This is a genomic window from Bifidobacterium dentium JCM 1195 = DSM 20436, assembly GCF_001042595.1.
In the GTDB taxonomy this organism is placed as follows: domain Bacteria; phylum Actinomycetota; class Actinomycetes; order Actinomycetales; family Bifidobacteriaceae; genus Bifidobacterium; species Bifidobacterium dentium.
Genome location: NZ_AP012326.1, coordinates 819,191 through 843,447, shown reverse-complemented (window position 1 = coordinate 843,447; position 24,257 = coordinate 819,191). Strand labels below are relative to the sequence as shown.

19 protein-coding genes and 1 tRNA gene are annotated in these 24,257 nt (G+C 58.6%); 8 read left to right on the top strand and 12 right to left on the bottom strand.

What is annotated here, in order from left to right:
* Positions 1–5: 5 nt before the first annotated feature.
* The 3 genes from rpsG to BBDE_RS03565 all read right to left on the bottom strand — a co-directional run bounded on the left by rpsG (position 6) and on the right by BBDE_RS03565 (position 2,688).
* On the bottom strand, positions 6–476 hold the full coding sequence (gene rpsG / locus BBDE_RS03575; RefSeq protein ID WP_003825775.1) for a 30S ribosomal protein S7: 471 nt from the start codon (positions 474–476) through the stop codon (positions 6–8).
* Between the two features lie 5 nt (positions 477–481).
* On the bottom strand, positions 482–853 hold the full coding sequence (rpsL, locus tag BBDE_RS03570) for a 30S ribosomal protein S12 (RefSeq protein WP_003808601.1): 372 nt from the start codon (positions 851–853) through the stop codon (positions 482–484).
* A 779-nt stretch (positions 854–1,632) separates the two neighbouring features.
* Positions 1,633–2,688: a bile acid:sodium symporter family protein gene (locus tag BBDE_RS03565; protein ID WP_003836849.1), complete on the bottom strand. Its 1,056-nt coding sequence runs from the start codon at positions 2,686–2,688 to the stop codon at positions 1,633–1,635.
* Between the two features lie 213 nt (positions 2,689–2,901).
* Between BBDE_RS03565 and BBDE_RS03560 the strand changes: the two genes are divergently transcribed.
* Both BBDE_RS03560 and BBDE_RS03555 read left to right on the top strand, forming a co-directional pair.
* A tRNA-His gene (locus BBDE_RS03560) sits at positions 2,902–2,974 on the top strand.
* Positions 2,975–3,055: 81 nt separating this feature from the next.
* Complete coding sequence (locus BBDE_RS03555) at positions 3,056–4,081, top strand: threonine aldolase family protein (RefSeq protein ID WP_003836852.1); 1,026 nt, start codon at positions 3,056–3,058, stop codon at positions 4,079–4,081.
* 36 nt (positions 4,082–4,117) lie between these two features.
* On the opposite strand, the gene BBDE_RS03550 is transcribed toward BBDE_RS03555, so the two are convergent.
* The gene (locus tag BBDE_RS03550) at positions 4,118–5,293 is read right to left on the bottom strand and encodes a glycosyltransferase (RefSeq protein WP_003836854.1); all 1,176 of its coding nucleotides are present in this window, start codon (positions 5,291–5,293) and stop codon (positions 4,118–4,120) included.
* Between the two features lie 26 nt (positions 5,294–5,319).
* On the opposite strand from BBDE_RS03550, the gene purT reads away from it, so the two are divergent.
* The 3 genes from purT (at position 5,320) to BBDE_RS03535 (ending at position 11,283) form a co-directional block, all read left to right on the top strand.
* On the top strand, positions 5,320–6,573 hold the full coding sequence (gene purT, locus BBDE_RS03545) for a formate-dependent phosphoribosylglycinamide formyltransferase (protein WP_003836855.1): 1,254 nt from the start codon (positions 5,320–5,322) through the stop codon (positions 6,571–6,573).
* A 122-nt stretch (positions 6,574–6,695) separates the two neighbouring features.
* The gene (purC, locus tag BBDE_RS03540) at positions 6,696–7,448 is read left to right on the top strand and encodes a phosphoribosylaminoimidazolesuccinocarboxamide synthase (protein WP_003836857.1); all 753 of its coding nucleotides are present in this window, start codon (positions 6,696–6,698) and stop codon (positions 7,446–7,448) included.
* A gap of 100 nt (positions 7,449–7,548) precedes the next feature.
* Complete coding sequence (locus BBDE_RS03535; protein ID WP_003836859.1) at positions 7,549–11,283, top strand: phosphoribosylformylglycinamidine synthase; 3,735 nt, start codon at positions 7,549–7,551, stop codon at positions 11,281–11,283.
* A gap of 409 nt (positions 11,284–11,692) precedes the next feature.
* Here the strand turns inward: BBDE_RS03535 and BBDE_RS03530 are convergent, their stop codons facing one another.
* From BBDE_RS03530 to BBDE_RS03520, 3 genes are all read right to left on the bottom strand, one after another.
* Positions 11,693–12,304: a DUF4230 domain-containing protein gene (locus tag BBDE_RS03530; protein WP_012901997.1), complete on the bottom strand. Its 612-nt coding sequence runs from the start codon at positions 12,302–12,304 to the stop codon at positions 11,693–11,695.
* Positions 12,305–12,692: 388 nt separating this feature from the next.
* The gene (locus BBDE_RS03525) at positions 12,693–12,920 is read right to left on the bottom strand and encodes a hypothetical protein (RefSeq protein WP_003836862.1); all 228 of its coding nucleotides are present in this window, start codon (positions 12,918–12,920) and stop codon (positions 12,693–12,695) included.
* On the bottom strand, positions 12,917–14,509 hold the full coding sequence (locus BBDE_RS03520) for a Y-family DNA polymerase (protein ID WP_003836865.1): 1,593 nt from the start codon (positions 14,507–14,509) through the stop codon (positions 12,917–12,919). The genes BBDE_RS03525 and BBDE_RS03520 overlap by 4 nt, the downstream gene beginning before the upstream one ends.
* A 185-nt stretch (positions 14,510–14,694) precedes the next feature.
* Between BBDE_RS03520 and purF the strand changes: the two genes are divergently transcribed.
* The 3 genes from purF (at position 14,695) to purD (ending at position 18,687) form a co-directional block, all read left to right on the top strand.
* A complete protein-coding gene (gene purF, locus BBDE_RS03515; protein WP_003842451.1) occupies positions 14,695–16,209 on the top strand; it encodes an amidophosphoribosyltransferase in 1,515 nt (504 codons plus the stop codon).
* 99 nt (positions 16,210–16,308) lie between these two features.
* On the top strand, positions 16,309–17,343 hold the full coding sequence (gene purM / locus BBDE_RS03510) for a phosphoribosylformylglycinamidine cyclo-ligase (protein ID WP_003836869.1): 1,035 nt from the start codon (positions 16,309–16,311) through the stop codon (positions 17,341–17,343).
* Between the two features lie 81 nt (positions 17,344–17,424).
* Positions 17,425–18,687, top strand: coding sequence for a phosphoribosylamine--glycine ligase (gene purD / locus BBDE_RS03505; RefSeq protein WP_003836870.1), 1,263 nt, complete (start codon positions 17,425–17,427; stop codon positions 18,685–18,687).
* A gap of 166 nt (positions 18,688–18,853) precedes the next feature.
* Here the strand turns inward: purD and BBDE_RS03500 are convergent, their stop codons facing one another.
* From BBDE_RS03500 to BBDE_RS03480, 5 genes are all read right to left on the bottom strand, one after another.
* On the bottom strand, positions 18,854–20,902 hold the full coding sequence (locus tag BBDE_RS03500; RefSeq protein ID WP_228369746.1) for an LTA synthase family protein: 2,049 nt from the start codon (positions 20,900–20,902) through the stop codon (positions 18,854–18,856).
* 145 nt (positions 20,903–21,047) lie between these two features.
* Complete coding sequence (locus BBDE_RS03495; protein WP_003836874.1) at positions 21,048–21,443, bottom strand: Fur family transcriptional regulator; 396 nt, start codon at positions 21,441–21,443, stop codon at positions 21,048–21,050.
* An 11-nt stretch (positions 21,444–21,454) separates the two neighbouring features.
* Positions 21,455–22,630 carry a 5-(carboxyamino)imidazole ribonucleotide synthase gene (purK, locus tag BBDE_RS03490; RefSeq protein ID WP_003836876.1) on the bottom strand — a complete coding sequence of 392 codons (1,176 nt, stop codon included), beginning with the start codon at positions 22,628–22,630 and terminating at the stop codon, positions 21,455–21,457.
* Complete coding sequence (gene purE, locus BBDE_RS03485) at positions 22,614–23,111, bottom strand: 5-(carboxyamino)imidazole ribonucleotide mutase (RefSeq protein ID WP_003836878.1); 498 nt, start codon at positions 23,109–23,111, stop codon at positions 22,614–22,616. Before purE ends, purK begins: the two co-directional genes overlap by 17 nt.
* A 53-nt stretch (positions 23,112–23,164) precedes the next feature.
* Positions 23,165–24,154, bottom strand: coding sequence for a zinc-binding dehydrogenase (locus BBDE_RS03480; protein WP_003836879.1), 990 nt, complete (start codon positions 24,152–24,154; stop codon positions 23,165–23,167).
* Positions 24,155–24,257 lie beyond the last annotated feature (103 nt).

Below are 24,257 nucleotides of genomic sequence, written 5' to 3'. Positions count from 1 at the left end.
ACTAATTACCAGCGGTAATGAGCGAATGCCTTGTTGGCTTCCGCCATCTTATGAGTATCCTCGCGGCGCTTGACAGAGGCACCGAGACCGTTGGAGGCATCGAGGATTTCGTTGGCCAAGCGCTCGGCCATGGTCTTCTCGCGACGAGCGCGGGAGAAGTCCGTCAGCCAGCGCAGGGACAGGGTGTTGGCACGAGCCGGCTTCACCTCGACCGGAACCTGGTAGGTGGCGCCACCGACACGGCGGGAGCGAACCTCGAGGGACGGGCGGATGTTGTCGAGAGCGCGCTTCAGAACGGCCACCGGCTCCTGCTCGGTCTTTTCCTTGACCATATCGAGAGCGGAGTAAACGATGTCTTCGGCGATCGACTTCTTGCCGTCGAGCAGAATCTTGTTGATGAGCTGTGCCACAACGGTGGAACCGTAGATCGGATCCGGCAGCAGCTGATGCTTCTTGGAAGGTCCTTTACGTGACATATCTCTTACTTCGCCTTCTTTGCTCCGTACAGGGAACGACCCTGCTTGCGGTCCTTAACGCCCTGGGTATCGAGGGCGCCACGCACGATGTGGTAACGAACACCCGGCAGATCCTTGACACGGCCGCCGCGCACGAGCACGATGGAGTGCTCCTGCAGGTTGTGGCCTTCGCCCGGGATGTAAGCGGTGACTTCCACACCGGAGCTCAGGCGCACACGGGCGACCTTACGCAGTGCCGAATTCGGCTTCTTCGGGGTGGTGGTGTAGACACGGGTGCACACGCCGCGACGCAGCGGGCTTCCCTTCAGCGCCAAAGTCTTGGACTTCTTCGGCTTTGCCTGACGTCCCTTACGGACGAGCTGTTCAATAGTAGGCAACTTGAATTCTCCGATTCAGTGGTTTCTTTTGTCTTCGTGTGACCGCCGCACTGCGCACACTTCACGACACCGAATCGTAAAGACAGCCACAGTCCACCGGCCCGATGGCCCGTTCCTCTCTCACCGCCGCATTACTGCGCGTGATTCGCACGAGTTCCGGGATATCCCAATCCGCACGCCTGTTACATAAGGCATGCCATTGGCACACACGAATTACTAGTATACGCTCTTGCCGGACAATACCTTTCCCGTCGTGTCATGGCATAAAGAATGGTCCCGGTGGCTTACCGGCCACCGGGACCATTCGCTCGGGGAAGGAGGTTCCCACTCTCGGTTCTTACGCGCCACCTTGCGCGTTCACAATAACCCAAATGCGATGCCTACTGTCTGTTTTGCTGCGGCCCGGCCTCCCTGCCGTACTGCCTCTTGCCGCCTTTTCGAATCGCTATATTCAATTATTCTTCAGTTATTATTCAATTATCTTGAAGGCGTTGCGCATGTGCCTCGCGGCCGTGGACGCTTCGTTGCGACCTGCCGACTTCTCGACCGATCCACAACTCCGGCCTTCACTTATCAGTATACCCTAAACCGCACGCGAAACACGGGTAGCGACACTGTCAAATCCCAACAATTCCAATGCTTTACGCCTTACGGGCACAAAGCGACAAAACCGAACAGACAATCCGGAATTACCGTCGAAAACGAACAACCCCTGAGCCGTTCTGAGCGGTTCAGGGGTTGCATACACATATCGCCATCAGGCGATCAAGCGGAACGAATCAGGCATTCGTCGATTCAGTGGCCTTTGATTCGACTTCGTCGGCATCGGCCTTGGTCGCGGTTCCCTTCTCGCCGTTGTCGGAATCGGGGTGAATCCGATGCTTGTCGTCATGCTCCCGCCACCAACTGGAAAGCACCGAGCCGGAGATGTTGTGCCACACGCTGAAGAAGGTGGACGGCACGGCTGCCAACGGGTTGGACGCGAAGGAGGTCAGGGCCAGGGTGGCACCCAAAGCGGAATCCTGCATGCCGACCTCGAAGGTGATGGCCTTCTGCTGCGCATAGCGGAAACCCTTCGGATACACCTTGTACATCAGCTTGGAGAATCCGAAGCCCAGCGCGTAACCGCACAGATTGTGCAGCATGACCACCGGAATGGCCAGCAGGGAGGAGGCCACGAACAGCTTCGGCCCGTTGGCCGCGACCACCACGCCGATGATGAGCAGGATGGCGACCTGGGAGACGATTGGCAGCGCCACCGTGATCTTCTCGATTTTCTCCTTGAAAACGGCATGGCAGATCACACCGAGGGCAATCGGGAAGAGCACCACCTTGACGGCGTTGAGGAACAACGATTCGACCGGTACGGTCACGTACTGGGAGGCCAGCCACTGCATCAGCAGCGGAATCATGAACGGGGCGCACAACGTGGACAGGATGCCGATGGACACATCCAAGGCCACGTCGCCACGGCTCAAGTAGCTCATCACGTTGGATGAGGTGCCGGACGGGCAGCAGCCGACCAGAATCACACCGACGGCCAGTGCGCCATCAAGACGGAAGATCCAGCACAGTAGCACGGCGACAAGCGGCATGATCACGAAGTGGGCCACGGTGCCGACGATCACCATCAACGGCTGAGTAAGGATGCGCTTGAAATCATCAAGCGTCAACGTCAGGCCCATGCCGAACAGCACGATGCCCAGGAAGTAACCGGTATAGGACTTGCCCCACAAGCTGGCCTGAGGAACGAAATAATTGAATACGGCCCACACGATCACGATTGCGGTGAACCATTTGGTGAGCCACTCACCAAAGGCTTTGACTTTCTGCATTTCTCTCTCGATTCAGCAATGTCATTGATACGTCAACATCATCTTTTGGATTGCGGATACAACCTATGCCAACGTGTACCGCGCATGTGACACCGCGTTCATATGCCGAACGACGGATGCCGTTTCTTCCAACGCAACACGCCGGAATATCCATCCCCGAAAAATCGTGTATAGTATTCACCTGTTGCGCTTCCTTAGGGGAGTAACGACATGGTGGCTATAGCTCAGTTGGTAGAGCATCTGATTGTGGTTCAGAAGGTCGCGCGTTCGAGCCGCGTTAGCCACCCCGGTAAACCTCGGAAGACATTCCGAGGTTTTTTGTTATTCCCGAAGACATACGACCGATGGCAACCAGCTAAGGAGCATCATGCTGTCTTTCGAAAACGATTATTCCTGCGCCGCGACACCGGAAATCATCGAGAGCATCCGGAATACCGCCACGAAACAGTATCCCGGCTACGGCAACGACGAAATCTGCGAATCCGCCAAGGCGAAAATCCGTGAGGCATGCGCAAGCCCGGAAGCCGAGATCTTCTTTCTGGTCGGCGGCACGCAAACCAACCAGATCGTCATCGATTCCATCACCCCGCAGTACGCCGGCGTGGTGGCCGCCGATACCGGCCATGTGAACGTTCATGAGGCGGGCGCCATCGAATGCACCGGGCACAAGGTGCTGACGCTCCCCCATCATGACGGCAAAATCGATGCGAACGAGCTTGATGAGTACTGTGCGAACTTCTACGCGGACGGCAACTACACGCATATGGTGTTTCCGGGCTGTGTCTACATCTCGCAAGCCACCGAATACGGCACGCTGTACACGCTGTCCGAGCTGAAGGCGATCCGCAAGGTATGCGACGAATACGAACTGCCGCTGTTCATTGACGGCGCACGCCTCGGCTACGCGCTGACCGCCACCGGCAACGACGTGACCCTTGAAGACATCGCAAGGCTCGCCGACGTGTTCTATATCGGTGGCACCAAGGTGGGCGCGATGTTCGGCGAGGCCGTGGTGTTCACGCACGGCAGCGTGCCGAAGCATTTCGTCACGCTCATCAAACGGCATGGTGCCCTCCTGGCCAAAGGCTGGCTGCTCGGGCTGCAGTTCGACACGCTGTTCACCGATAATCTGTACAGCCGCATCGCACGTCGTGCCAACATCGCAGCCGACCGTATCCGCGAAGCACTCGTGGAACGCGGCTATGTACTGACCTTCGACGCACCGACCAATCAGATTTTCATCACGCTTGACAATGAGACATCGGAACGTCTGCAGCGGCATGTTCGTCTGGGCTTCATGGAGAAGGCCGACGACACGCACACCGTAATGCGTATCTGCACCAGCTGGGCCACCACCGATGAGCAGGTCGAGGAGCTTATCGCACTGCTCTAGCTCACTCCACCGGTCCTGACGGTCCGGCACGAGCGGCTATTTCGCGTTGTCCGCGATGGCTTCGCGCTCCATGGCCACGAACTTGCGTACGGAAGCGGCCACCGAATAATGTTCCTTGGTATGTTCGGCGTAGACGGAACCCCACTCGTTGAGTTCCGCCGGATGGTCGATCCACCAGTCAATGCGGCGGGCCAGCGCATCCACATCGTCAACGGGGAACAGCGACTCGTCGCATAACGCGAACTGTCCGGCTGCGCTCAACGATGACGAAGCGATTACCGGCACCAGGCCGGATGCCATGCCTTCGATCACGCTCACCGATTCCAGATCGGCGATTGACGGATGCACCAGCAGGTCACCGGAACGCAGCAGGGCCGGCATATCGGCGTTCCTATGGAATCCGATGGAGGCGGGGCGGGCGAGCAGACGGTCGGCCATCCTCTGCAGCTTCTTTTTCAACGGGCCGGTGCCGGCGATCGTCAATTCGATATCCTGCGCATGACGGCATCGCGCGATGGCACGAATCAGCATGACATGATTCTTCTCGTGGGTCAGGCGACCCGACGCGACGATACGGAACGGCTTGGCGACGGCCCCGTCTTCCCTCCGTTGCCGTCTCGGCGTGAAACGAGTCTCATATCCGTTGGAAATCACGTGCAGTTTCGCCTTATACCCATGCGAACGCAACAGACTGGCGCCAAGCTCGGTAGGTACGTGCACATGGCCGATCCTGCGATACAACCACATATTGAACAGCCAATATATAAATGAGTCAATGCCAGGCACGTATTTAAGGGGCCCCGCGGAGTAGGTGATGTTCTCCGGTTGCACATGGTATCCGGCAGTGACCGCGATGCCCATCTGCCTGGCCACCTTGCAGGCATGCTGTCCGAAACGGAACGGCGTGTAGATATGCACCGCATCCACGCCCAGGAACGCCGCGCGGAACAGCGTATCGCTCGGTTCGGCGAATTGCATCTGCTGCTGCTTCGCCACCCAGCTCACCAGTGGCACATGGTTTACACGAGCCGGGAAATCAGGCGCCCCGATGCCGACCAGACGCACATGATGCCCTTGACGTTCCAGCTCCTGCGCCCATTGCAGGGCGGAATTCGAAGTGCCGTTGCCCCGGTTGCCCGATGTGTCGACCACCATGGCGATGGTCAACGGTCGGTCGGCTTCCTTCTTTTCGTTCTCAAGCATGCGCCCCATCCTACGCCGATGGCACAATAAGAATCATGACTGAAGAGAATCGTACCTTAGGCACTCCGCTTGGCAACCATCCGACCCGCGTTCTGTTTCTTGGCGCCGGTGAGCTGGGCAAGGAGGTTGCCCTCGAAATGATGAGGCTCGGCGCCTGGGTGTGTGCGGCCGATTCCTACGCCGGCGCCCCCGCCCAACAAGTCGCTCACGAATACCGTGTGCTTGACATGGCGGACGCCGAACGACTGCGTGCGCTATTCGATGAAGTCAAGCCGGATATCATCGTGCCGGAAGTCGAAGCGATCGCCACCGCCGAACTGGCCGCAGCCGCCGCTCATGGTGCGCAGGTGGTGCCGAGTGCCGAAATCGCGGCGATCTGCATGGATCGTGAACGACTGCGTGTACTTGCGCATGAGGATTTGGGACTGCCGACCACGCCGTACCGTTTCGCCGGTTCGCTCGAGGAACTTCGCGCCGGTGCCGAAGTCGTCGGATATCCCTGCGTAGTCAAGCCGATCATGAGCTCTTCCGGTCACGGACAGTCCGTGGTACGTTCCGCAGGTGCGATTGACGCCGCTTGGACGGAAGCTCAGGAGGGTCGGCGTGCGCATGATGAGGGAGATGTGTCCCGCGTGATCGTGGAGGCGTTGGCCCCGCTCGACTACGAGCTGACCGTACTGACCGTAAGCTCCTCGGCAGGTATCGTGACCTGCGCTCCGATCGGGCAACGTCAGGAAAGCGGCGATTACCGCGAATCCTGGCAACCGGCCGCCTTTACCACAAACGTGCTCGAACAGGCGCAACGTATCGCACGAACTGCGGTGGAAGGCCTTGTGGCGAAGGCGAAGGCCTCCGGAGAACAAGGTTGGGGCGTGTTCGGCGTGGAATTGTTCGTGCTGACCGACGGTTCCGTACTGTTCAATGAGGTTTCGCCCCGACCGCACGACACCGGCATGGTGACCATGGCCTCGCAGCGCCTGAGCGAGTTCGCCCTGCACGCCCGCGCGGTTCTCGGCCTGCCGATTACGGAAGGTCACGTGGCGCTTTCCATTCCGGCAGGATCCGTCGCCGCCAGCCATGCCATCGTGGTGGCGGGTGACGGCGAGGCTGAATTCACGAACGTCGCCGATGCGTTGGCCGAGCCGGAAACCGACCTACGCATCTTCGCCAAGCCTGAGGTGCATGGCCATCGTCGCATGGCGGTGGCGCTGGCCATCGGAGCCAGCGAATCCGACGCTCGGGCCAAAGCCGCACATGTAGCCGAAACGCTTACGGTCAGCGTAGCCTGACCACCCTTCGAGGGCGTTTTCGGAACGCACCGAAAACGCCCCGATTGTAGCCTCCCGTTGGTATCTTGTTAACCGTCAAGTTCACCAAACTATCTACCTACCAACCCCAGGAAAGGCGAGTAATGGAGAAGCTGGAAAAGCTCTACGAGGGCAAGGCCAAGCAACTGTACGCAACTGACGATCCGGAAGTGCTTTGGGTCGAATACAAGAACTCCGCTACCGCAGGTGACGGCGAGAAGAAGGAAGACTTCGCCGGCAAGGGTAGGTTGAACAATCTCATTACCACCCTCATCTTCGATCTTCTGAAGAAACGCGGCATCGAAAGCCACCTTGTGGCCCGCGTCGGTGACACCTCCCAGCTGGTCAGGAAGGTCACCATGTTCCCGCTGGAGATCGTGCTGCGCAACACCGCCGCCGGCCATTTCTGTTCTCGCTTGGGCGTTGAAGAGGGCATGGCTTTGAAGGAGCCGGTGCTCGAATACTTCCTGAAGAACGACGACCTGCACGATCCGTTCGTGAACGACGACGATCTGGTGGCTCTCGGCACCTGCACCCGCGAGGATCTCGCCGAAATCGCACCACTCGCCCGCCGCATCAACGAGGCCCTGATCGAGATCTTCGCCAAGATCGACGTCAAGCTCGTGGACTTCAAGATCGAAATGGGCCGTACCTCCGATGGCACGCTGCTGCTGGCCGATGAGATCACTCCTGACTCCTGCCGCCTGTGGGATCAGCGCGACAAGTCCGGCAAGGTCGAACATCTCGACAAGGATCTGTTCCGCCGCGACTTGGGCGACATCATCCCCGCATATGAGGAGATTGAGAGCCGTCTGGCCGAGCTCGCCAAGTCCGAAGGCATCGAAGTAGCCGAATAATACGTGTGTAGCCCGCATCTGAAGCACAAGCCGGATGCGGGCTCAATTTGTTTTCATCATTCTTTGGAATCCCGAAACTTTTGTGAGAAGGAGATGACACATGGTTTTTCGCGTATACGTGGAAAAGAAGCACGGCTTTGACGTCGAGGCACGACAACTCGCCAACGAGCTCAGGACCATTCTCGGCATCAAGGCATTGAAGAACGTGCGTCTCGTCAACCGTTACGACGTTGAAGGCATCAGCGAAGAACTGTTCGCCCAGGCCACACCGACCGTGTTCAGCGAGCCGCAGGTGGACAACGTATCCGCCGATTTGCCGGATTTTGGCACGGACACCGTGTTCGCAGTGGAATATCTACCTGGACAGTTCGACCAGCGTGCCGATTCCGCCAGCGAATGCATCCAGCTGATTTCGCAGGGTGAGCGCCCGACCGTGCGCTCCGCCAAGGTGTATGCGTTGGAAGGCGATCTTTCCGCCGAAGACGTCGACGCCATCAAGCATTACGTAATCAACCCGGTCGAAGCGCGTGAGGCTTCGCTGGACACCAAGACCACACTCAGGACCCAGGTGCCGGTCCCGGGCAAGGTGGAGGTCATCGACGGATTCCGCACCATGAGCGACGCCGAGCTTGAGCGGTTCATCGCCGACCGTGGTCTCGCCATGGATCTGGCCGACCTGCAGTTCTGCCGTGCGCACTTCACCGAGGAGCAACGCGATCCGACCATCACCGAAATCAAGGTAATCGACACCTACTGGTCCGATCATTGCCGACATACCACATTCGGCACGCAGCTTGACGAGGTCACCATCGATGATGCCACCGTCAAGGCCGCATTCGACAAGTATCTTGAGATGCGTCACGAACTGGGCCGCGACGCCAAGCCGGTGTGCCTGATGGATATGGGCACGATCGGTGCGAAGTGGCTCAAGAAGAACGGCATCCTGAAGAACCTTGACGAATCCGAGGAGATCAACGCCTGCACTGTCAAGGTGAAGGTGGATGTGAACGGTCAGGATGAGGACTGGCTGTTCCTGTTCAAGAACGAGACCCACAATCACCCGACCGAAATCGAGCCGTTCGGTGGCGCGGCCACCTGCATCGGCGGCTGCATCCGCGATCCGCTGTCCGGCCGTTCCTACGTATACCAGGCCATGCGCGTGACCGGCGCCGCCGATCCGACCGTTCCGGTTTCCGAAACGCTTGAGGGCAAGCTCCCCCAGCGCAAGCTCGTCACCACGGCGGCTGCGGGCTATTCCTCCTACGGCAACCAGATTGGTCTGGCCACCGGCCAGGTCGACGAGATCTACCACCCGGGCTATGTGGCCAAGCGCATGGAGGTCGGTGCGGTCGTGGCCGCGACTCCGGCCGATCATGTGCGCCGTGAGACCCCGGCTCCGGGCGACAAGATCATCCTGCTCGGCGGACGTACCGGACGTGACGGCATCGGTGGCGCGACCGGCGCTTCCAAAGCCCACAACGTCGAATCGCTGGAACTCGACGGTGCCGAGGTGCAGAAGGGCAACGCACCGGTCGAACGCAAGCTGCAGCGTCTGTTCCGTCGTGGCGACGCATGCCGTCTGATCAAGCGCTGCAACGATTTCGGCGCGGGCGGCGTATCCGTGGCGGTCGGCGAGCTGGCTGACGGCCTGTATGTGGATCTCAACAAGGTATCCAAGAAGTACGAAGGTCTGGACGGCACCGAGCTTGCGATTTCCGAATCGCAGGAACGTATGGCCGTGGATGTGGCTGCGGAGGATGTGGACGAGTTCCTTAGCTACGCCAAGGAAGAGAACCTCGAAGCCGAGGTCATCGCAACCGTGACCGAAAATCCGCGTATGACGATGGTCTGGAATGGCGACACGATCGTGGACCTGTCCCGCGAATTCCTCGCCTCCAATGGCGCTCCGAAGCATCAGGTGGTGCATGTCGAAACGCAGCATGATTACGCCACGCCGTGGGCTTCCGGCTCGCTGTCCGAGCGTATGCGCACCATGCTCACCGACCTGAACGTGGCTTCCAACAAGGGCTTGAGCGAACGTTTCGATTCCACGATCGGCGCAGGCACCGTACTCATGCCGTTCGGCGGCAGGAGGCAGCTGACTCCGAACATGGCCATGGTCGCCAAGTTGCCGGTGTTCGGCGAAACCACCACCGCCTCCGCGATGGCCTGGGGGTTCAACCCGTACATCATGGAGAAGAACCAGTTCACGGGCGCATACCTGTCCGTGGTCGAATCCCTGTCAAAGCTGGTCGCCGCCGGTTTCGAGCACGAGAAGGCCTACCTGAGCTTCCAGGAGTATTTCGAGAAGCTGCGCGATGAACCGGAGCGTTGGGGCAAGCCGATGGCCGCCGTACTGGGCGCCCTGATGGCCCAGATCGATCTGGGTGCGGGTGCGATCGGTGGCAAGGACTCCATGTCCGGCACCTTCGAGCAGCTTGACGTTCCGCCGACCCTGATTTCCTTCGCCGTGGCGGTGGGCAATATGAAGCGCGCTACCTCCCCCGAGTTCAAGGGCGCCGGCCACCGCGTGGTCCGCATCGCCCCGCGTTACCAGGCTGATGGTCTGATGCCGGACAAAGATGCGCTGCTCGAAGTGTTCTCCGCCATCGAATCATTCACTGAATTCGGCGATGCGTTGGCTGTATCCACACCGGGTTACGGCGCCACCGCCGAGGCCATCTTCAAGATGACCGTCGGCAACCAGATTGGCGTGAAGCTAGCTGACGGCATCTCCGTGGACGACCTGTTCGCTCCGGCATACGGTTCCTTCATTGTGGAGCTGGCCGACGGTGCCAAGATTCCGTCCATGTCCAATCTGGTGGAGGTTGGCGAGATCGGCAAGACCACCGAGGAGTATTCCTTCTCAGCCGCCGGCGAGACGCTGGAACTGGCCGAACTTCAGGATGCTTGGGAGGGCGGCATCGAATCCGTATTCCCGTACCGTTCCAAGGGTGAAGACAAGGGCAAGACCGTCGAAACCGTGTCTTTCAACGCGCCGAAGAAGACCCTGTATACCGGCGCCGGCATCGCCAAGCCGCATGTGGTGATTCCGGTGTTCCCCGGCAACAACTGCGAATATGATTCCGCCGCCGCCTTTGAGCGTGCCGGTGCCGACGTGAGCACGCTCATCGTGAACAATCTCACCCCGGCTGCCGTAGCCGAATCCACCGCCGCGCTGGTCGAGGAGATCAAGAAGAGCCAGATCATCATGATTCCTGGCGGCTTCTCCGGTGGCGACGAGCCGGACGGCTCCGCCAAGTTCATCACCGCATTCTTCCGCGCCCCGGCCGTGACCGAGGCCGTGCGCGACCTGTTGAACAATCGCGACGGTCTGATGCTCGGCATCTGCAACGGCTTCCAGGCGCTCATCAAGCTCGGATTGGTGCCGTACGGCGATATCGTGCCGATGACCGCCGAATGCCCGACGTTGACGTTCAACACCATCGGCCGCCACCAGAGCCGCTTGGTGCGCACCCGCGTAGCATCGAGCCTCTCCCCGTGGCTCGCCAAAACCGAGGTGGGCGACATGCACACCATCGCCATCTCCCACGGCGAGGGCCGCTTCGTGGCTTCCGACGACGTGCTCGCCCAGCTCAAGGCCAATGGCCAGATCGCCACGCAATACGTGGACGAGGCCGGCGTGCCGGGTATGGACCTCGACGTGAACCCGAACGGCTCACTGCTGGCCATCGAAGGCATCACCAGCCCGGACGGCCGCGTGTTCGGCAAGATGGGCCACTCCGAGCGCTACAGTAACGGCACGTTCAAGAACGTGCCAGGCGAGAAGGACCAGCCGCTGTTCGCAGCCGGTGTGGAGTATTTCACCGCCTGAGCACCTCGGCAGTGAACGCATAGGCCAAAGGGGGAGGGTTGGAATCCTGCGTGGATTCCAACCCTCCCCTGTCTTTCCGCCGCCGAACCTTATCCGTATACAGTTAGTCTTCAATCCAGTGGCACCGACCGTAATCTTCTTCCAAGCCTTACATGTTTCATGTCATGGAGCCACGCCAGTCCAACCGCTTCTTCACGCTATCTCGCTTATAGATGGCAGATGAAGAAATGGAAATCCAGCTTAGGGGGTATATTCATTACAAATTTAACCGTCATTCTGCTATGGAACCGCCATCTATAAGCGAAATAAGCCGAGACCAGACATCAAATTCACCGACTCTGCACTCAAATGATGTTCATCTGATATGAATCAGGCCTTGCATCAATTACACCTCCATTGACGGAACCGCTTACTGCTTGTCGGCGAATTGAACGTTGACCTTATATCCATCTGCCTTTGCAATCGGCGCATACGCCTTTTCAACGATTTCCACAGCTTGATCGTTGGCTTCCTGAAGAAGCTCGCTTTTGTTGGCTTTGTTCGATGCCGCCTTCTTCGCCTCCTTCAACGCGTCAGCGGTGTCGGTCACATCATTGCCATTAAACAATGAGTTTTCCACATCAAAGAATTTCAGAGAATCAGGATCGACTGACACCGATTGCAACTCCGCTTTCGGCAATGTGATGGAAATCGTGTGGGCTTCGTTATCAACCGCAATCTTCGCCTTAGACAAGTCGACACCGGCACGAATCTCGTAACTGTAGAACATGGTGAACTTCTTCTTGTTCACATAGGAGACCTTGCCCTCGGAGAACTCCTCAAACCCGTAGTCGTTCTCCTTCGCGGTGGTCAGATCCTGCATCTTTTCAAGCTGACGAGAAACGATCGTCGTAGTGATTGTAGACCCCTCCTTCTGAGGATTAAAAAAATCCTCAGCCTTGCGGTAGATCAACATTCCCAGCAGAACGCAGACCACGATGCCTACAACGATGATGATCGTTTTCGCCTTCTTGCTATTCATGTTCCTCATAACGGATTTTGCCGTCATAATCTTCTCTTTCTCTTGAGAGGCCCGTAGTGACTACGACGTCGTATGTCATATCATTGGCCTTACCATACGCCATTATCGCTGATTTCATCGGCATGAATGTCGATTACTTGGCTAGCGAAACCAACGAGAAACCATTTATACTAAGCAACCAAGTCTGCGTCTGCTACAGCACGGTCAACAATCTTCCCGCTGTTGCACGACGCATATTCGACACTTGGGCAGACGGAATGACCGCCCCTCTCTCTCACATATACGGACAGTTCGCTCATGATTATGACCCAGCAAGATTCACACGCATTCAGTCGACGCCGGAAACATGCCAAGAAACACGTTGGCGAGCACTGACAAACCCGTAGACTCAGGCGGAAAAGTAACCGTCTTCGAGGTTCACGGGCGCGTTGGCTCGTTCGACGGCCGCATTGCTGGATTCAGCGGTCTGTCTGATGATATCCCCATAGCCAGTCAGTGCGGCGAACGGCATGAATTGGGCGGCACGATTATGCGTGCTCATGTGCGCATGCGTGCGCGACTGGCAATGCGGTAGATCGATGATGTCGTCGTAGCGATGGGTCTCCTGCAGGCTCATGCGGCATGGCCCCCGATCTGATTGTTGCGCTGCTGACCGGTAGCGTCATCAAAGAGGTCCATACCCTTGATGACTGCGTTGTTGCCGAACTTGCGCTTGATGTCAAGGATGGTTCGTTGTACATGGCGTTCGGTCATTTCCGGTTCCGGCCGAGCACCGCGAGCCGCAACGTCCTGCGCTTCCACATCTCCCTCGACAATATCGAACAAGTCTGGTTGGGTATAGTCAGGAACCGTTCGTCGTGCGGCCAATTCCTCTTCAGCAACCAATTCCGCTGCGACCACATTCAACCGCCGCACCAGCAACCGCCTGTCCGCAATCGCGCAAAACAGCTCATCCACGGCGTCACGGATACGGGCCGATGAGGAACTGCACTCCCTCAGATCAATCGATCCGTTCGCAGGTTTGGGCACACGGCGGCCATATCGGTCAACCGCAATCGGACCGTCGTACTCAGCCGCCGCCCGCTCGGCAATCATCTTCAATTCCGGCGTACCGCATTCCCCCAACCGTTTCGGGTCCAAACTGGCGGTGTCATATCCGACCATCAGTCCCATACGGCCGGCCTTCACGCCTTTGGCCACCAGATCCAACGACAGTGTGTCCGCCATCTCCTTGGCGATCAGTCGTGCGGTCTCAAAACCAACGGCACCCGTGAGCACTTGCCCGGAACTCATGCTGTGCCCGGCCGGCTTATACGCCTTGATATCGGCGATGGTGCACGGTTCCCAACCCCACGCGTGGTCGATGAGCAGCTCCGCGTTCACACCGAACAGCTTGTACAACAGATCCTCGTTGTAGTATTCGGAGGCCTTGCCCAGCGAGCATCGGGCGATATCACCCATGGTCATCAACCCTTGCGCCTCAAGTTTTCTCGCATATCCGCGGCCCACGCGCCAGAAATCCGTCAACGGCCGATGGTTCCACAGCAGACGCCGGTATGACATCTCATCCAGTTGCGCGATGCGCACGCCGTCCGCATCCGCCGGAATATGCTTCGCCACAATGTCCATGGCCACTTTTGCAAGATACATATTCGTGCCGATGCCGGCCGTCGCGGTGATGGTGGTTTCGTCGAAGATCCGTTGGATGATTTCCTTCGCCAGATTGTGCGCGCCTTTGCCGTAGGCACGCAGGTACCCGGTGACATCCATGAATACCTCGTCAATGGAATAGACATGAATGTCTTGCGCAGCCACATACTGCAGATAGATGCCGTAGATTTTCGCACTGACGGCGAGATAGTGCGACATGCGGGGTTTGGCGATGTACACGCCTGCGGCGAGATTCGGATTGGCCTCCAGCTCATCCGCCTTGTACGATTCGCCGATGAGCACGCCTCCTGGCGCCGCCTTGCGCCGAGTCGCGTTGACCTCCTTGAGTTTTGCTTTGATTTCGAACAGCCGCGCACGCCCGGGAAGCCCGTACTCCTTCAGTGACGGAGATACCGCCAGGCAAATGGTCTTGTCGCTCCTCGACTGATCCGCCACCACCAGATGCGTGCGTAACGCATCGAAACCAAGTTCCGCGCATTCGGACGAGGCGTAGAAGGACTTCAGGTCGATGGCGATATAGGTACGTTCGGCCATGGTCCTTCCTTCCACCCTTCCGACAATGGACGATTTACCCCCTCATCATAGCAAGGTTTTCGAACATCCGTTCGACATGCCGCGTGTTTCATCATTCCTTCCAAACCCGCCGGTTGTAGCCGGCGGTTGGTAGGGTTGAACGGTAGCGAACCCCTTGTCTCCATGGTTTTGGAAGGAGCTTTGGCTTGTCAGCTGAACTCGAAGACATCCACGAGGAATGCGGTATCTTCGGCGTTTGGGGCCACCCGGACGCCGCCCGACTCACCTACTTCGGTCTGCATGCGTTGCAACACCGCGGTCAGGAAGGCGCCGGCATTGTCTCGAATGATAATGGTCATCTCATCGGTCATCGCGGAACGGGTCTGCTGACCCAGGTGTTCAGCGACGAACGTGAAATCGAACGTCTGAAGGGAGACAGGGCGATCGGCCATGTGCGTTACGCCACTGCCGGTTCGGGCGGCACCGACAACATCCAACCGTTCATTTTCCGTTTCCATGACGGCGATATGGCCCTATGCCACAATGGCAATCTGACGAATTGCCCGTCCCTGCGTCGCAAGCTGGAAGATGAAGGCGCGATCTTCCATTCCAACTCCGATACCGAAGTGCTCATGCACCTGCTGCGTCGTTCCACGCAACGTACGTTCATGGACAAACTCAAGGAAGCGCTCAACACCGTGCACGGCGGTTTTGCCTATCTGATCATGACCGAAGACGCCATGATCGGCGCGCTCGATCCGAATGGCTTCCGACCGCTCTCCCTCGGCAAGATGAAGAACGGCGCCTATGTGCTCGCCTCCGAGACCTGCGCGCTCGATATCGTCGGCGCCGAACTCGTGCGCAATATCCGTCCGGGCGAGATCGTAGTGATCAATGACCACGGCTACAAGATCGTGCAATACACCAACCAGACGCAGTTGGCCATCTGCTCGATGGAATTCATCTACTTCGCCCGCCCTGATTCCGACATCTACGGTGTGAACGTGCACTCCGCCCGCAAGCGCATGGGCGCACGACTGGCGCAGGAATCCCCGGTCGAGGCCGACATGGTCATCGGCGTACCGAACTCCTCGCTCTCCGCCGCTTCCGGCTATGCGGAAACCGCCGGATTGCCGAACGAAATGGGCCTGATCAAAAACCAGTACGTAGCCCGCACCTTCATCCAGCCAACGCAGGAACTGCGCGAACAGGGCGTGCGTATGAAGCTGTCCGCTGTGCGCGGCGTGGTCAAAGGCAAGCGGGTGGTCGTCATCGACGATTCCATCGTGCGTGGCACCACCTCCAAGCGCATCGTGCAGCTGCTCAAGGAGGCCGGCGCGGCAGAGGTGCACATGCGCATCAGCTCACCACCGCTGAAATATCCGTGTTTCTATGGCATCGACATCTCCACCACCAAGGAGCTCATCGCCGCTAAGAAATCGGTCGAGGAGATTCGCGATTTCATCGGTGCCGACTCCTTGGCGTTCCTGTCGCTCGACGGCTTGGTCGAATCCATCGGTCTGGGTGCGGATGCGCCCTACGGAGGCCTGTGCGTCGCTTACTTCAACGGCGACTACCCCACCGCCCTTGCCGACTACGAAGCCGACTTCCTCAAATCCCTCACCCCTGAGGATCGCGTGCGTCTGCCTGAGTTCGCCCTGTACAAGAGCAAGTACGAGGGCAACGAGTACAAGGTGCAGCCGACGGAGGCACAAGAATAACCGTTTCGGGTTCCGCATGGCGATTCGACCATCCGGAACCCGACTCATTACACGTCCGCAACCACAAAGAAGAACACTGGAACCCTAGAAAGGTTTGATATGCCAAAAGCATATGAAGAGGCCGGCGTAAGCGTCGAAGCCGGTTACGAAGTCGTCAAGCGCATCAAGTCCCATGTGGCACGCACCAACCGTCCTGGCGTGGTCGGCGGCATCGGCGGCTTCGGCGGCCTGTTCGACCTCGCTTCTCTCGGCTATAAGGAGCCTGTGCTGATTTCCGGTACCGATGGCGTCGGCACCAAGTTGGTCGTGGCCAAGATGGCGAACAAGCACAATACCATCGGCATCGATTGCGTGGCCATGTGCGTCAACGACATCGCCGCCCAAGGTGCAGAACCGCTCTTTTTCCTGGACTACATCGCCTGCGGCAAGAACGACCCGGCCCTGCTTGAGCAGGTCGTTTCAGGAGTCGCCGACGGTTGTGTGCAGGCCGGTTCCGGTCTGATCGGCGGCGAGACCGCCGAAATGCCGGGCATGTACGACGCAGATGAGTACGATCTGGCCGGTTTCGCAGTCGGCGTGGCTGAAAAGTCCGCAATCGTCGACGGCTCCACCATCTGCGAAGGTGACGTGCTCATCGGCCTGCCATCCACAGGCGTGCATTCCAACGGCTTCTCCTTGGTACGCAAAGCCTTGTTCGAACAGGCCGGCTACACCGTGGACACCGTGCTGGACGAGCTGAACGGTGAAAAGCTCGGCGACGTGCTGCTCACCCCAACCAAAATCTATGTGAAGGCTCTTTCCCCACTGTTCGAGGCGGGCGTGGTCAAGGGCGTGGCCCACATCACCGGCGGCGGTTTCATCGAGAATGTCCCGCGCATGATTCCGGACGGCCTTGCCGCCCGCATCAACCTCGGCTCCTGGCCGATCCTGCCAATTTTCGACGTACTCGAGAAGGCCGGCGAAATCGATCATATGGAAATGTTCAACATCTTCAACATGGGTATCGGCATGGTGCTGGCCGTGAGCGCCGACCGTGCGGATGAAACCATGGAGTTGCTGAAGAGCAACGGCGAGACCGGCTATGTGCTGGGCAGCATTGTGAAGAAGACCAACGACGACGTCGAACTTCAGTAATGGCAATAAGGGGTGAACCGGATCGGTTCACCCCGATCATTTCGTAGCAACCCCTCGGCGGGGACAGTGATAGGAGGAAATATGAAGGTTCTGGTTATCGGTTCCGGCGCGCGCGAGCACGCCATCGCGCACGCGTTGATGCGTGGCGGCAGTGTCAGCGAGGTCACCGTGGCCCCGGGCAATCCAGGCATGGAACTGGACGGCATCCGCACTACGCAGCTCAATCCTTCCAACCATGCCGCGCTGGTCGAATTCGTGAAGAACAACGACTACGACTGGGTATTCGTCGGTCCGGAAGTGCCGTTGATCGAAGGCATTGTCGACGATTTCGCCGCAGCCGGCATCAAGGCGTTCGGCCCGAATAAGGCCGCCGCCCAGATCGAGGGCTCCAAGGATTTCGCCAAGCAGCTTATGGAACGTCACGACATTCCAACCGCAAAGTATCAGACCTTCGACGACCTGGACCGTTCCGCAGCCTACGTGCGCGAACATGGTGCCCCGATCGTGATCAAGGCTGACGGTTTGGCTGCGGGCAAAGGCGTGACCGTTGCGATGGATGAGGAAACCGCCATTGCCGCTTTGGAAGATATTTTCGTCGATCACCGTTTCGGTAACGCCGGTGCCAAAGTGGTTATCGAAGACTTCCTCGAAGGACAGGAATTCTCGCTGATGAGCTTCGTGAACGGCACCGACTTCTGGCCGATGCCGATTTCGCAGGATCACAAGCGCGCCTACGACGAGGACAAGGGCCCGAACACCGGCGGCATGGGCGCCTACAGCCCGGTGCCGCAAATCGGCCAGGATGTGATCGACACCGCCATTGAGACCATCGTCAAACCGACCGTCGAAGCCATGGCCGACGAAGGCACACCGTTCACCGGCATTCTGTATGCGGGTCTGATCGCCACTGCCGACGGTCCGAAGGTCATCGAGTTCAACGCCCGCTTCGGCGATCCGGAAACCGAAGTGGTGCTGCCGAAACTCACTTCCGACCTCGGTGCCGGCATCAATGCCATTCTTAATGGCGAAGCCCCGGAGTTCACTTGGGATGGCGAGAACGCCACCCTTGGCGTGGTGCTCGCCGCCGAAGGCTATCCGGTCAACGTGGTCAAGGGTGCCGCAATCCCTGAGATTCCGGTTGATCAGGATTCCCATGTCTACTACGCCGGCGTGGCCAATGGCGACAACGGTCTGGTGGCCAGCTCCGGCCGCGTGTTGCTCGTCGAAACCTCCGCCGCCGACATCAAGGCCGCTCAGGACAAGGTCTACGCAATCATCGACCAGCTTGACACCACAGGCATGTTCTACCGCCACGACATCGGTTCCAAGGCGTTGAACGCATAAACGACATACGAACATACGAGGCGAGCCCGCCGATCGAATGCCTGTACAGCCAGGAAACCATTCGATTGGCGGGCTCGCCGTGAATTTCGACCTCATTCGTGAGCGGACGGGATCAATGGTCGCCCCCGATCCCGTCAACCGCACCGTTCGCGGCATGCCGCCGCCATCACTTCGGCAGATTCATGAAACCGGTGGATTTCAGATAGTTCTTACCTGCCGTAATGTCATATTGGATCAGCCTGTAGTCGGCCAGCAACTGCTTGGTTTCGGCATCGAGATCCTTTTCGGCCATCGGCTTGCCGTCTTGGTCAAGATAGATGTTCTGACCTTCGGGAATGCGATCCCAGCCTTGGATGTTGTTGACGACCGGTGGTTCCATGGCGGCGATCTTGGAATGCATCTGCGTAAGGAACGCCAGATACGGCGATACCTTGGCGTCCATATGTTCGGCCGCCTCGGCCACGAAGAAGTTCGGCGAAGAGTAATTGTCGTCGGAAATCTTGGTATTGGCCGAGGACGAGGCCTTATTGGACCAGATGAAATAGTCGGTCAGGTGCAGGTCGAGCGAATTATCCTCATCCTCGCTGGCGGATGAGTAGATGCCCGGCAGATGATCGCCATAGAAGACTACGGTGATTGGCTTGTCGATTTCGTCAAGCTGCTCAAGGAAGTCCTTGGTGGCGGTGTCGGTCAGTTCCACGCCCTTGGCATAGGTTTCGATAGACTCGGTTTCGCCTTCCCCCAGCGGTGTGCCGGTGGTCGATTCGGCCTTGAACTCATTGTTCTTGTACCAATTCTTATACGGCATGTGATTCTGCATGGTGATGAGCTGCAGGAACTGACCGCTCTTGCTCTTTTTCACCTCTTCGATGGTGCTCGCATAGGCGGCCTCGTCGCTGACGTACGGGGAATCATCGATCTTGTCCTGATGCGAGATGATGTCATCGCCTTCAAGCGTGTAGAAGTGCGAGAAACCGAACTTCTTATAATTCGTGGCGCGCGAATACATGGACGGCTCGTACGGGTGCAGGCCGATGGAGTTCTTGGCAGCGCCCCACATCTGGTTGATGGTCGGCGTCCAATGCTCGGTCGGCACCAGCTGCTGGTAGGGACTGGTCAGCGACGAATCGAAATTCGCCATGCTCAGGCCGGTCAGACCCATATATTCAAGATTGGCGGTGCCGCCACCGTATCCGGAAGAGAGCATCAGGCCGGAAGTGGTGTGCTCCTTGATGGAACGGATATTCGGCATCGCGTCCTTGTTAACCTTCAGCCCCGGCACACGCGAGGGGTCGGAAAAGGATTCGGACAGCACATAGATCACGGTACTGTCGGTCATGTTCGCGGAACGATTCGCGTTGATCTTCTTCGCGGCCTTTGCATAGCGTGCGGCCACGGCCTTCATGGTCTCTTCGCTGTAATCGGAAGGCTTGTCCATGACTTTCGGATTGAGCTGACGCACGAAGGAGACGACCGGGCCGTTGCGCTGCGCATCGTAGACGGAATCCCACATGGAAGGCGTGTCTCCCATGCCTCGGGATAGGCCGTATGCCCATGAATCCACGGTGCCGACCTGCGCGACATACAGACCGAATCCGAGACCGGGCACCGCAATCAGCAGCAGTCGGGTGACTGCGGCAAGCCCGGGGTTGGCACTGCGGATCATGCGACCATGACGCCCGTCGATATGGTTGAGGAACACGATCAATGCCACGAACACGACGAACGCGGCCGCGGCAACGCCAATCACCAGCGGCGCGTTCGATGGCATGAAACTCATGAGATTGCCGGTGTTCGAACCGAGGAAGTTCAGATCGGACGGCAGAATCGCCTCATAACGAATCTCAACCTTAAATCGTTCGATTACCGCAATGACCGTGGCGATTGCGATCAGTACCGGCGTGGCTATCCAGAAACGATTGCACAGCATGAGCAGCACCAGATAGACGATGCCGACCATGATCATGTTCAGCAGAAGCACGAAATTCAGCTTCAGCCACATTTTCGAGACGAGGTCACCCAGACCGTTGAGCGGGCTGGACAGCGTCACCCTAGTGCTGGACAGCGTCACGCCCCACTGCAGAATCGCAATCGCAAGAAAATCGAATACCAGGAACAGCACGGCGTAGAGCCAACCCGGGAACGCCTTGCGTTCCTTGCCGCGAGCGGACGGGCCGACCGTTGCGATGCTCAGTTCTTCAATTGGTTTGTTCACGGATGTTCTGGTCACGCGTTTCCCCACTTTGTTCACGTTTTGCCATGCTCATTGTGATATATGTTCCTGAAAAGAGCGGTATGCGAGCATATTTCTTTACGATTTTCGCTACTCGCGGGCGATAATGCTACGTCTTCCCGTGCGGCTATCGACGGTGCCGACAGTCGGGGCACAGGCCGAACACCTCGACGGTGTGCGATTCGATGGTGAAGCCGTGCTTTTCCGCGATGCCGCGCAGCCAGTCTTCACTCGGAGGGTCGATTTCCACGGTTTTACCGCATGACGTACATACCAGATGATGGTGATGCCCGTCGTCACCGCATAAACGGTACAATTGCTGGCCGTCGAGCCGTACCGTATCGGCACGGCCCGACTCGACCAGCGCGTTGAGTTGGCGGTACACCGTCGCCAGACCGATATGCACACCCTCGTCTTCCAGCTTGCGGTGCAGGTCCTGGGCGGAGATGAATTCGTCATTGCCGCTCAGCGCCTCCCGGATCGCATCCTTCTGACGGGTCTGACGTACGATGTGTTCACTCATTGGTTCGAATTTCAGGCTTTCTTCAAGTCGTTCCAGCAGCCGGTCGATTCCAGATCGGCCACGGTTTCGGCGGTGTCGTCGGTCAGCACGGTGATGTGTCCCATCTTACGATCGTGACGCACTTCGGCCTTGCAATAGTCATGCATGTTCCATTCGGGATGATCGGCGATCAAGGCACGGGTCGGCGCCACATGCTGGCCGAGCACATTCACCATCACGGCCGGTTTCAACAGCCGGGGCTGTTCGAGCGGCCATCCGGCGATGCCACGGATGTGTGCGTCGAACTGGTCGAAAGAGCATGCCTCAATGGTGTAGTGTCCGGAATTGTGCGGGCGCGGAGCCAATTCATTGACCACTACCCTGCCATCCTTGGTGACGAACAGCTCGATGGCCAGAATACCAGCCAGCGTAAAGCCCTCAGCCAAACGCAGGGCGAGTTCGTGCGCCTCACACGCCACCTCATCGCTCACTTCGGCCGGTGCGATGGTCATATGCAGGATGTTGTTGCGATGCTCGTTGCGTACGATCGGGAAGGTCACGTAGTCCTTGCCGTTGCCAACCACAAGGATGCTCGCCTCGAAGGCAAAATCGACGAATCCCTCAAGAATGCTGGGAGGGAAGCCACCGCCGCGATCGCCACGGGCGCGCACCTTCTCCAAATCCGCTTCGGAACGAAGTACAGTCTGACCGTGACCGTCATAACCACCGGAACGGGTCTTCAGCACGGCCGGATAATGAATCTCATCCAATGCCGCGTCGAGTTCCTCAAAACTGTTCACGGCCTTCCACGGAGCGGTTTCGGTGCCATGATCGTTGATGAAACGCTTTTCATTGACACGATCCTGCGTAACGCGCAGCAAATCGGTACCCTGCGGTGCCGCAGCAAGGGCGCGCACCTGATCGATGGCATCGGCATCCACGTTCTCGAATTCGTAGGTGAGTACGTCGGATCGCTCTGCCAGTTCGCGGATGGCGTTGATGTCGTCGTATTCGGCGGCAATCTGGAAATCAGCCACCTGCGCGGTCGGACAATCGGGGGTGGGGTCGAGCACCCCGATCCTGAAGCCCATATATCGTGCGGACAGTGCCATCATACGGCCAAGCTGTCCACCGCCGATGATGCCGATGGTAGCCCCCGGCATCAGACGCTCGACACGGCCGTCGGTTTCCTCAGACAAGCTGGGCATTGGATTCAGCCACCTTTTCCTTCAATGAATCACGGTATTCCTGCAGAGCCTCGGCCAAGCGCTCGTCGGTGGTGCTCAGCATGCTCACGGCCAACAGGCCCGCATTGGTGGCACCGGAGTTGCCCACGGCGGTGGTGGCCACCGGGATGCCGCCAGGCATCTGCACGATGGACAACAGCGAATCCCAGCCGGACAGGGCGTGGGAACGCACCGGAACGCCGATGACCGGCAACGTGGTCTGGGCTGCGACCATGCCCGGCAGGTGGGCCGCCCCACCAGCGCCGGCGATGATGACCTTCAGGCCATTGGCACGGGCGTCATGGGCGAACTCACCCATGAGTTCCGGAGTGCGGTGTGCGGAAATCACCTGCTTCATGTACGGCACTTCGAACTCGTCGAGTATCTCGCATGCATGCCTCATGGTTTCCCAGTCGCTCGCCGAGCCCATGATCACCGCCACTTCGGGCTTATTGTCTGCCATGAAAACCTCCGTAGAGAATAGCCAAGAATACCTTTGCTACTTTACGCAATCGGCTAGATGTGCAGCACTATCTTTCCGAAAACATCGCCGTCGATCACTTTGGCGAAGGCGCGACGCGCATCGGCGAGCGCGAACGTGGAGTCGATCACCGGATGCAGGTCCGCGTGTTCCACGAAGCGGAGCAGTCTTGCGAAGTCCTCTCGCGATCCCATGGTGTTGCCTTGCACGCGGATGTCTTGGAAGAACACGCGAGTCAGTTCGGCTCCGGGCTGGTCGCCGGTGGTGGCGCCGCAGATGGCGATGGTGCCGCCGGGTCGTACCGATCTGACCGAATGGCTCCATGTGGCCGCGCCCACCGATTCGATGACCGCATCAACCTTGCGTGGCAGTCGTGCGGCGGGTTCGAAGGCCGCGTCGGCACCGAGTTCCACGGCCTTGGCGCGCTTGGCTTCGCTGCGGGAGGTGACGAACACCTCCAGACCGGCCGCATGCGCGAGCTGTATGGCCGCAGTGGACACGCCGCCGCCCGCACCTTGAATCAGAATCGTATCCCCGGGTTTTACGTTCGCCGAGGTGAACAATAGCGAATACGCGGTCAACCAGCTGGTGCCAAGCGCAGCGGCTTCGTCAAGGTTCAGGTTGGACGGTTTGGCGAACACGTTCGCGCTGGGTACCTGCGTCAGCTCGGCCATGGTTCCCGCATATTTTTCGGACAGGATGGTGCGTCGCTCCCCTGGCATGACCCCTGCGCCGTCGGTGCCGATGAACGTGTAGAGCACCACTTCGCTTCCGGCTTTGAGCCCTTTGCGTACGGGAATGTCCTCTTCGAGCACGCCGGCCGCGTCGGTGCCGAGGATCATCGGCGTGGCATCGGCGCTCAGGCCCACGCCTTGCAGACTCCAGACATCATGGTGGTTCACGGTGGAGGCATGCACGCTGATGGTCGACCAGAACGGCTTGCCTTGTGGTTCCGGCCGCTCGCCCACCTCCAGCACGGACAGCGGATCGTCGTAATCCACCCCTGCAGCGTATACGGCCCTCATTGGCCCTCCTTTGCGAATACTGTGTGCAACGTTTCGTAGACTCCATTGTGCCGCAGTTGAGAAGACTTTGCAGTCATTTGCCCGCAAATCTCACCGCGGGGGC

Excerpts from the sequence above, each read along its gene's own strand:
- rpsG (WP_003825775.1), bottom strand. The coding sequence starts at position 476 with ATGTCACGTAAAGGACCTTCCAAGAAGCATCAGCTGCTGCCGGATCCG.
- BBDE_RS03565 (WP_003836849.1), bottom strand. The coding sequence starts at position 2,688 with ATGCAGAAAGTCAAAGCCTTTGGTGAGTGGCTCACCAAATGGTTCACC.
- BBDE_RS03555 (WP_003836852.1), top strand. The coding sequence starts at position 3,056 with ATGCTGTCTTTCGAAAACGATTATTCCTGCGCCGCGACACCGGAAATC.
- BBDE_RS03550 (WP_003836854.1), bottom strand. The coding sequence starts at position 5,293 with ATGGGGCGCATGCTTGAGAACGAAAAGAAGGAAGCCGACCGACCGTTG.
- purT (WP_003836855.1), top strand. The coding sequence starts at position 5,320 with ATGACTGAAGAGAATCGTACCTTAGGCACTCCGCTTGGCAACCATCCG.
- purC (WP_003836857.1), top strand. The coding sequence starts at position 6,696 with ATGGAGAAGCTGGAAAAGCTCTACGAGGGCAAGGCCAAGCAACTGTAC.
- BBDE_RS03535 (WP_003836859.1), top strand. The coding sequence starts at position 7,549 with ATGGTTTTTCGCGTATACGTGGAAAAGAAGCACGGCTTTGACGTCGAG.
- BBDE_RS03530 (WP_012901997.1), bottom strand. The coding sequence starts at position 12,304 with ATGAATAGCAAGAAGGCGAAAACGATCATCATCGTTGTAGGCATCGTG.
- BBDE_RS03525 (WP_003836862.1), bottom strand. The coding sequence starts at position 12,920 with ATGAGCCTGCAGGAGACCCATCGCTACGACGACATCATCGATCTACCG.
- BBDE_RS03520 (WP_003836865.1), bottom strand. The coding sequence starts at position 14,509 with ATGGCCGAACGTACCTATATCGCCATCGACCTGAAGTCCTTCTACGCC.
- purM (WP_003836869.1), top strand. The coding sequence starts at position 16,309 with ATGCCAAAAGCATATGAAGAGGCCGGCGTAAGCGTCGAAGCCGGTTAC.
- purD (WP_003836870.1), top strand. The coding sequence starts at position 17,425 with ATGAAGGTTCTGGTTATCGGTTCCGGCGCGCGCGAGCACGCCATCGCG.
- BBDE_RS03495 (WP_003836874.1), bottom strand. The coding sequence starts at position 21,443 with ATGAGTGAACACATCGTACGTCAGACCCGTCAGAAGGATGCGATCCGG.
- purK (WP_003836876.1), bottom strand. The coding sequence starts at position 22,630 with ATGCCCAGCTTGTCTGAGGAAACCGACGGCCGTGTCGAGCGTCTGATG.
- purE (WP_003836878.1), bottom strand. The coding sequence starts at position 23,111 with ATGGCAGACAATAAGCCCGAAGTGGCGGTGATCATGGGCTCGGCGAGC.
- BBDE_RS03480 (WP_003836879.1), bottom strand. The coding sequence starts at position 24,154 with ATGAGGGCCGTATACGCTGCAGGGGTGGATTACGACGATCCGCTGTCC.